The sequence below is a fragment of the Citrobacter sp. Cf132 genome (genome assembly GCF_030333885.1).
Taxonomy (GTDB): Bacteria; Pseudomonadota; Gammaproteobacteria; order Enterobacterales; family Enterobacteriaceae; genus Citrobacter; species Citrobacter freundii.
In genome coordinates this window covers 142767-150270 of record NZ_JAOWFA010000061.1, presented here as the reverse complement: position 1 = coordinate 150270, position 7504 = coordinate 142767, and the positions used below count along the sequence as shown (strand labels likewise).

Genomic DNA, 7504 nt, shown 5'->3' with positions numbered 1-7504 from the left:
TGTAAATGTTCGTCTCATTCAAAAAACCTCCGCAACCCCATGTTTTCACATAACTGTTGCGTTGACCAATTGAATCTACAGTAGCCTTTTTTAATATGTCGTTTTCCATTTCAATGCGTTGTAGCTTTTTCTTCAGCTCACGTATTTCAATCTGTTCCGGGGTTATAGGGGAGGCTTTAGGTATTTTGCCCTGTCGTTCATCCCGCAACTGCTTTACCCATCGCGTCATGGTAGAAAGACCCACATCCATAGCACTGGCCGCAGCTGCAACGGTGTAGTTCTGATCAAGGACCAGTTGAGCGGATTCACGTTTAAACTCTGCGCTGAAATTTCTTTTTTTCATTGAGGCACCTGTAATGTTCTGAGGTGAGCATATCACCTCTGTTCAGGTGGCCAAATTCAGTAAACCACTACAAACCCCACCGAAGCGGGGTTTTATAAAGAGTGAAGCTGACCGAGAAGCCGCGTTCTTTTGAGCATAGCCTCGTGGACAGTCACTCATCTGGCCTATCCGGAAAGCAAAAACCCCACCGAAGCGGGGTTTTATAAAGAGTGAAGCTGACCGAGAAGCCGCGTTCTTTTGAGCATAGCCTCGTGGACAGTCACTCATCTGGCCTATCCGGAAAGCAAAAACCCCGCCGAAGCGGGGTTTTATAAAGAGTGAAGCTGACCGATAAGCCGGGTTCTGTCGTGGACAGTCATTCATCTAGGCCAGCAATCGCTCACTGGCTCAAGCAGCCTACCCGGGTTCAGTACGGGCCGTACCTTGTGAACCCCTATTTGGCCTTGCTCCGGGTGGAGTTTACCGTGCCACGGACTGTTACCAGCCGCGCGGTGCGCTCTTACCGCACCCTTTCACCCTTACCTGATCCCACTTACGTGGGCCATCGGCGGTTTGCTCTCTGTTGCACTGGTCGTGGGTTTCCCCCCCAGGCGTTACCTGGCACCCTGCCCTATGGAGCCCGGACTTTCCTCCCCTCCGCCCGTCTCCCCCGAAGAGGACGACGACGAAGCGGCGACTGTCTGGTCAGCTTCGGCGCGCAGTATAGAGGGTTTGTGGGGTAATGTCACCCCGCACTGCGCATTCCTATCGCTAACGTGGCAGCGATGTTTCTTGAGGCGCGATAAATATTATCAAATGCCCCACGGAAGGCCTCTTCCAGCGTGCTGATGCTGGTCAATACGCTAAACACCGCATCGATACCATATTGATGCACCACTTCCACATCGCGCGTCAGGCTGCCGCCAATACCAATTACCGGTTTGTGGTATTTCTTCGCGACATTCGCCACGCCAACCGGCACTTTGCCGTGAATACTCTGGCTGTCGATGCGTCCTTCGCCGGTCACCACCAGCGTACAGTCGTGAATATGCTCTTCCAGATTGAGGGCCTGAGTCACAATCTCTATCCCACTGCGCAGCTCCGCGCCTAAAAAAGCCATTAACGCGGCGCCCATACCACCGGCAGCCCCCGCCCCGGGAACATCCTTCACATCTACCCGCAGCGATTTTTTAATGATGTCGGCGTAGTGAGAAAGATTGCGGTCCAGTTCGAGAATGCGTTCTTCCGTCGCCCCTTTCTGTGGGCCGAAGATGCGCGAAGCGCCAGTATCACCTGTGAGCGGATTGGTCACATCGCAGGCCACGCGAATGGAGCAGGTTTTTAATCGCGGATCCAAACCGGAAATGTCGATGCTGTTGAGGCTCATCAGACTGCCGCCCCCGTAGCCAATCTCTGTCCCGTTAGCGTCGCAAAGTTTCGCGCCCAGAGCCTGCACCATACCCGCGCCACCATCGTTGGTTGCACTACCGCCAATGCCGATAATAATGCTCTGCGCCCCGCTATCCAGCGCCTGCAAAATCAATTCCCCGGTACCACGTGACGTGGTGACTAACGGGTTACGCTTATCAGGAGGTACTAACGCCAGACCACTGGCTGCCGCCATTTCGATAAACGCAGTTTTACCATCTCCGGACATGCCCCAGCAGGCATTCACTTTTTCGCCCAGCGGGCCCGTTACCCACGCGGAATATTCACTCCCTTGCGTGGCGGCAATCATGGCTTCGACCGTTCCTTCGCCGCCGTCGGCCACCGGAACTGAAACATATTGCGCATCGGGAAATATTTCCCGAAATCCTTTTTCTATTGCCTGAGCGACCTCAGTGGCAGATAGACTTTCTTTATAAGAGTCTGGGGCAATTACGATTTTCATAGTTATGTAGCCTGACTGTGCCGCGCAAGGCAAGAAATACAGGGCGCACATCCGCGCCCTTCTTGTTAGCGTGTGACTTCCACTTTCGCCAGTTTTTCGTAGTAACATGCGAGCGCGCTGTGATCGGCGGTGCCCAGCCCATCTGCGCGAAGCGCCTGCATCATCTCCATGACTGCAGCAGTCAGCGGCAACTGCGCGCCGACCCCATGAGAAGTGTCCAGCGCATTCGCCAGATCTTTGATATGCAGGTCAATACGGAAACCCGGCTTAAAGTTGCGGTCCATGACCATCGGCGCTTTCGCATCCAGCACGGTGCTTCCCGCCAGTCCGCCACGGATCGCCTGATACACCAGATCCGGATTCACACCCGCTTTGGTCGCCAGCGTCAGCGCTTCAGACATCGCCGCAATGTTCAGCGCCACAATCACCTGGTTCGCCAGCTTAGTGACGTTACCCGCGCCAATGTCACCGGTATGTACCACTGAACCAGCCATCGCTTTCAGCAAATCGTAGTACTTGTCGAAAATCGCTTTATCACCGCCAACCATCACCGACAACGTACCATCAATCGCTTTTGGCTCGCCGCCGCTGACCGGCGCATCCAGCATATCCACGCCTTTCGCTTTCAGCGCCTCGCTAATTTCACGGCTGGCCAACGGTGCAATGGAGCTCATGTCGATCAGCACAGTGCCCGGTTTCGCACCTTCAATAATTCCGCCTTCACCCAGCGCCACTTCCTTAACATGCGGCGAGTTCGGCAGCATGGTGATGATCACGTCGCACTGCTCAGCAATATCTTTCGCCGTGGCGGCGGTTTCTGCACCAGCGGCAATGACTTCCGCAATGGATTCCGGGTTACGGTCAGCAACCACCAACGAGTAACCTGCCTTGAGGAGGTTTTTACTCATTGGTTTACCCATGATACCGAGGCCAATAAAACCAACTTTCATTGTCATGTCTTTATCTCTCTCTCTACTGTCGATGGTGGTTATTTCTTAAAAGAATCAGCCAGTTTCTGCGTGGCTGAACGGAACACGCCAAGGTCGCTGCCAACAGCAACAAAGGTCGCGCCCCACTCCAGATAACGACGCGCATCCGCCTCTACCGGCGCCAGAATTCCGCTTGGTTTGCCATGTGCTTTCGCGCGGGCAAAAATGTGCTGGATAGCTTTCTGCACATCAGGATGTGACGCATTGCCGAGGTGGCCTAGCGCCGCAGCCAGATCGCTTGGGCCGACGAAGACACCGTCTACGCCTTCGGTCGCCGCGATGGCGTCAACGTTATCAACACCCTGCTGACTTTCGATCTGCACGATGATGGTGATGTTCTTATTCGATTGCGCAAAGTAGTCCGGTACGGTGCCAAACATATTGGCGCGATGGGAGACGGACACGCCGCGAATACCTTCCGGCGGATAGCGGGTCGACGCCACAGCGTTCACCGCCTCTTCTTGTGTCTCAACGAACGGGATCAGGAAGTTGTAAAACCCAATATCCAGCAGGCGCTTGATAATCACCGGCTCGTTGGTCGGCACGCGTACGACCGGCGCGCTGGCGCTGCCTTTCAGCGCCATCAATTGTGGGATAAACGTCGAGATATCGTTCGGCGCGTGTTCGCCATCCAGTACCAGCCAGTCAAAACCCGCCAGGCCTAAAACTTCGGTACTGATTGGGCTGGCCAATGCAGACCAGCAGCCAATCTGAATCTGTTGCGCCGCGAGGGCCGCTTTAAACTTATTCGGGAAAATCGTGTTATTCATCGCCTATACCTTTGTTTATTTCTGCAATTCCATACGTTTAATGTCACCGACAATAAACAGGTAGCAAACCATTGCCATCAGCGCCGAACACCCTACAAACATCAGCGCAGCATTAAATGAGTGCAGCTCGCTCACCAGATAACCAATCACCAGCGGGGTGACGATAGAGGCTACGTTGCCAAATACGTTAAATACCCCACCGCACAGACCGACGATTTCTTTCGGTGCAGTATCGGAGATCACCGGCCAACCCAGCGCGCCGAAGCCTTTGCCGAAGAACGCCAGCGCCATCAGCGCAACCACCAGAGTGGTGTTATCGGTGTAGTTACACAGAATAATGGTCGACGCGAGCAACATTCCGAGCACAATCGGCAGCTTACGTGCCAGGGTGATGCTGAAGCCACGTTTAATCAGATAATCAGAGAACACACCGCCGAGCACGCCACCGGCAAATCCGCACAGCGCAGGAATCGACGCCACCAGACCGACTTTCAGGATCGACATGCCTTTTTCCTGTACCAGGTAAATCGGGAACCAGGTAAGGAAAAACCAGGTGATAGTGTTGATAAAATACTGTCCGAAGAACACGCCAAGCATCATGCGGTTGGTCAGCAACTGCTTGATATAATGCAGTTTAGGACCACCTGATTTCACATCGCCGGGCTTTTTATGGTCCATATCCACGACCGCGCCGTTTTCAGAGATAAACTTCAGCTCTTCCTGCGACATACGCGGGTGATCGGTTGGGTTATGAATAAACTTTACCCACAGGCCGGTGAGCACAAAACCGATCACGCCCATCACGGTAAAGACGTGCTCCCAGCCCCAGGCAAAGGTCAGCCAGCCCAGCAGCGGCGAAAACAGCGCCAGGGAGAAATATTGTGCGGAGTTAAAAATCGCGGATGCCGTACCGCGCTCTTTCGTCGGAAACCAGGCGGCCACAATACGGGCGTTCGCTGGGAAGGACGGCGCTTCCGAGAAGCCCAGCATGAAACGCATGATGAACATTGAAATACCCGCCCAGGCCAGCGGGAACATATCGACAAAACCCTGCAGAAAGGTGAACAGCGACCAGAAGAACAGACTGTAAGTGTAGACTTTCTTCGAACCGAACTTATCCAGCAGCCAGCCGCCAGGGATTTGCATCAACAGGTAAGCCCAACCGAAGGCGGAGAAAATGTAACCCATTGAAATGGCACTGAGCTGCAACTCTTTCGCCACTTCCGTGCCGGCAATAGATAGCGTGGCACGGTCCGCGTAGTTAACGGCGGTAACAATAAATATTATTAGCAATATTAAGTAACGGGTGTGCGTACCTTTCTTTTTCTCGACAACTGTATCCAGTATCATTCTAATTACCTCGGGCACATAAAAGTTTTATTATTATTTGGCAGATATCCCTGGTGATAAATTACCGATAATAAAAACGTATAATAATTTATCAGACGCAATGAAACCGTGATTTAGTATAATCAGCAGCGCAACGTTAATCATTGTGCAAGCGCTCATTAAATATGCGTTATTAAATTAATGTTTTGGGCATATGCACACATGCATGGGCGCTAATCCACACATTTACGTATTGCTCCCCCTGCTGGCGCGGTCTTGCTGAGTTTAAGTGATCATTGTCACATTCTTCACGATAAACTCCTGACATTCTTATTTCACGATACCGAATCTTTATTACTGACAATGAGATTCAAAATATAAATATCCACACTATTATCACCACTTGTTGGAGAATACTGGACAATGGCCGACATCGAAATTAGACAAGAATCGCCAACGGCGTTTTATATTAAAGTTCACGAAACAGATAATGTGGCGATAATTGTCAATGACAATGGTCTGAAAGCCGGAACGCGTTTTCCGGACGGACTGGAACTTGTTGAACATATTCCCCAGGGTCATAAAGTGGCGCTCGTGGATATTCCTGTTCATGGCGAAATCGTGCGTTATGGCGAAGTGATAGGCTATGCCGTTCGCGATATCCCACGCGGCAGCTGGATTGATGAATCAATGGTTGAGCTGCCCAAGGCTCCGCCGCTGGAGACGCTACCGCTGGCAACTAAAGTGCCTGAGCCGCTGCCGCCTCTCGAGGGTTATACCTTCGAAGGTTACCGCAATGCTGACGGTAGCGTTGGCACCAAGAACCTGCTCGGCATCTCCACCAGCGTGCACTGCGTGGCGGGCGTGGTGGACTATGTGGTGAAAATCATTGAACGCGATCTGCTGCCCAAATACCCGAATGTTGACGGTGTGGTGGGGCTCAATCATCTGTACGGTTGCGGCGTGGCGATTAACGCTCCAGCCGCCATCGTGCCCATTCGAACTATTCATAATATTGCGCTGAACCCTAACTTTGGCGGTGAGGTAATGGTCATTGGCCTCGGCTGTGAAAAACTGCAGCCAGAGCGCCTGCTGGAAGGTACCCACGATGTAAAAAGCATTCCGGTCGACAGCGCCAGCATCGTCAGCCTGCAGGATGAAAAACACGTCGGCTTTCAATCGATGGTTGCCGATATTTTGCAAGTGGCCGAACGCCATCTGGCAAAGCTCAATCAGCGCCAGCGTGAAACCTGCCCGGCATCAGAACTGGTGGTCGGCATGCAGTGCGGCGGCAGCGATGCGTTTTCCGGCGTGACGGCCAACCCAGCGGTAGGTTATGCCTCCGACCTGTTAGTACGCTGCGGCGCGACAGTGATGTTCTCCGAAGTAACTGAAGTGCGCGATGCCATCCACCTTCTGACCCCGCGCGCGATTAACGAAGAGGTGGGTAAACGCCTGCTCGAGGAGATGGCCTGGTACGACAACTACCTGGACATGGGCAAAACGGACCGGAGCGCCAACCCATCACCGGGCAACAAAAAAGGCGGTCTGGCAAACGTGGTAGAAAAAGCGCTGGGTTCTATTGCGAAGTCGGGCAAGAGCGCGATTGTCGAAGTCTTGTCGCCGGGCCAGCGTCCAACCAAACGTGGCCTGATTTACGCTGCCACCCCCGCCAGCGATTTTGTCTGCGGTACGCAACAGGTTGCTTCCGGGATCACAGTACAAGTCTTTACCACCGGTCGTGGTACGCCGTATGGCCTGATGGCCGTGCCGGTGATTAAAATGGCGACACGCACGGAGCTGGCCAATCGTTGGTTTGACCTGATGGACATCAACGCCGGCACCATCGCTACCGGAGAAGAAACCATTGAAGACGTGGGTCTGAAACTGTTCGAGTTTATTCTCGACGTCGCCAGCGGACGTAAGAAAACCTTCTCAGATCAGTGGGGACTGCATAACCAGCTGGCGGTGTTTAACCCGGCGCCAGTGACCTGATTATCGAAACGAAAGCCAACGAAAAAACGGGGATTTGTCCCCGTTTTTGATGTCGATGCTTCAACAAATAAAGTGATAACGTTCGCATTTTAAGAGGTTTTTTTAAACATCTATTTTTTTCGATTCAAACCTACCAAATGAACCTAACGACATGAAATTAAAAGAAATAATACCACCATTGTTTTACGTTATATTTTCGTTTTGATAA

6 protein-coding genes and 1 other RNA gene are annotated in these 7504 nt (G+C 52.6%); 1 reads left to right on the top strand and 6 read right to left on the bottom strand.

The window, feature by feature from the left end; all coding sequences use genetic code 11:
- The 6 genes from OGV85_RS18440 to garP form a co-directional block, all read right to left on the bottom strand.
- On the bottom strand, positions 1-343 hold a 343-nt coding region (locus OGV85_RS18440), incomplete at its 3' end, for a transposase (protein WP_286553816.1).
- Positions 344-658: 315 nt separating this feature from the next.
- Positions 659-1035: RNase P RNA component class A (gene rnpB / locus OGV85_RS18435), an RNA gene on the bottom strand.
- 32 nt (positions 1036-1067) lie between these two features.
- Complete coding sequence (garK, locus tag OGV85_RS18430) at positions 1068-2213, bottom strand: glycerate 2-kinase (RefSeq protein ID WP_003024885.1); 1146 nt, start codon at positions 2211-2213, stop codon at positions 1068-1070.
- A 65-nt stretch (positions 2214-2278) separates the two neighbouring features.
- Complete coding sequence (garR, locus tag OGV85_RS18425) at positions 2279-3169, bottom strand: 2-hydroxy-3-oxopropionate reductase (RefSeq protein WP_003024889.1); 891 nt, start codon at positions 3167-3169, stop codon at positions 2279-2281.
- Between the two features lie 32 nt (positions 3170-3201).
- Positions 3202-3972: a 2-dehydro-3-deoxyglucarate aldolase gene (gene garL / locus OGV85_RS18420; RefSeq protein WP_003840018.1), complete on the bottom strand. Its 771-nt coding sequence runs from the start codon at positions 3970-3972 to the stop codon at positions 3202-3204.
- A gap of 15 nt (positions 3973-3987) precedes the next feature.
- On the bottom strand, positions 3988-5322 hold the full coding sequence (gene garP / locus OGV85_RS18415) for a galactarate/glucarate/glycerate transporter GarP (RefSeq protein WP_003024898.1): 1335 nt from the start codon (positions 5320-5322) through the stop codon (positions 3988-3990).
- Positions 5323-5724: 402 nt separating this feature from the next.
- Here garP and garD point away from each other — a divergent pair, with 402 nt between their 5' ends.
- A complete protein-coding gene (gene garD / locus OGV85_RS18410) occupies positions 5725-7296 on the top strand; it encodes a galactarate dehydratase (RefSeq protein ID WP_044714482.1) in 1572 nt (523 codons plus the stop codon).
- Positions 7297-7504 lie beyond the last annotated feature (208 nt).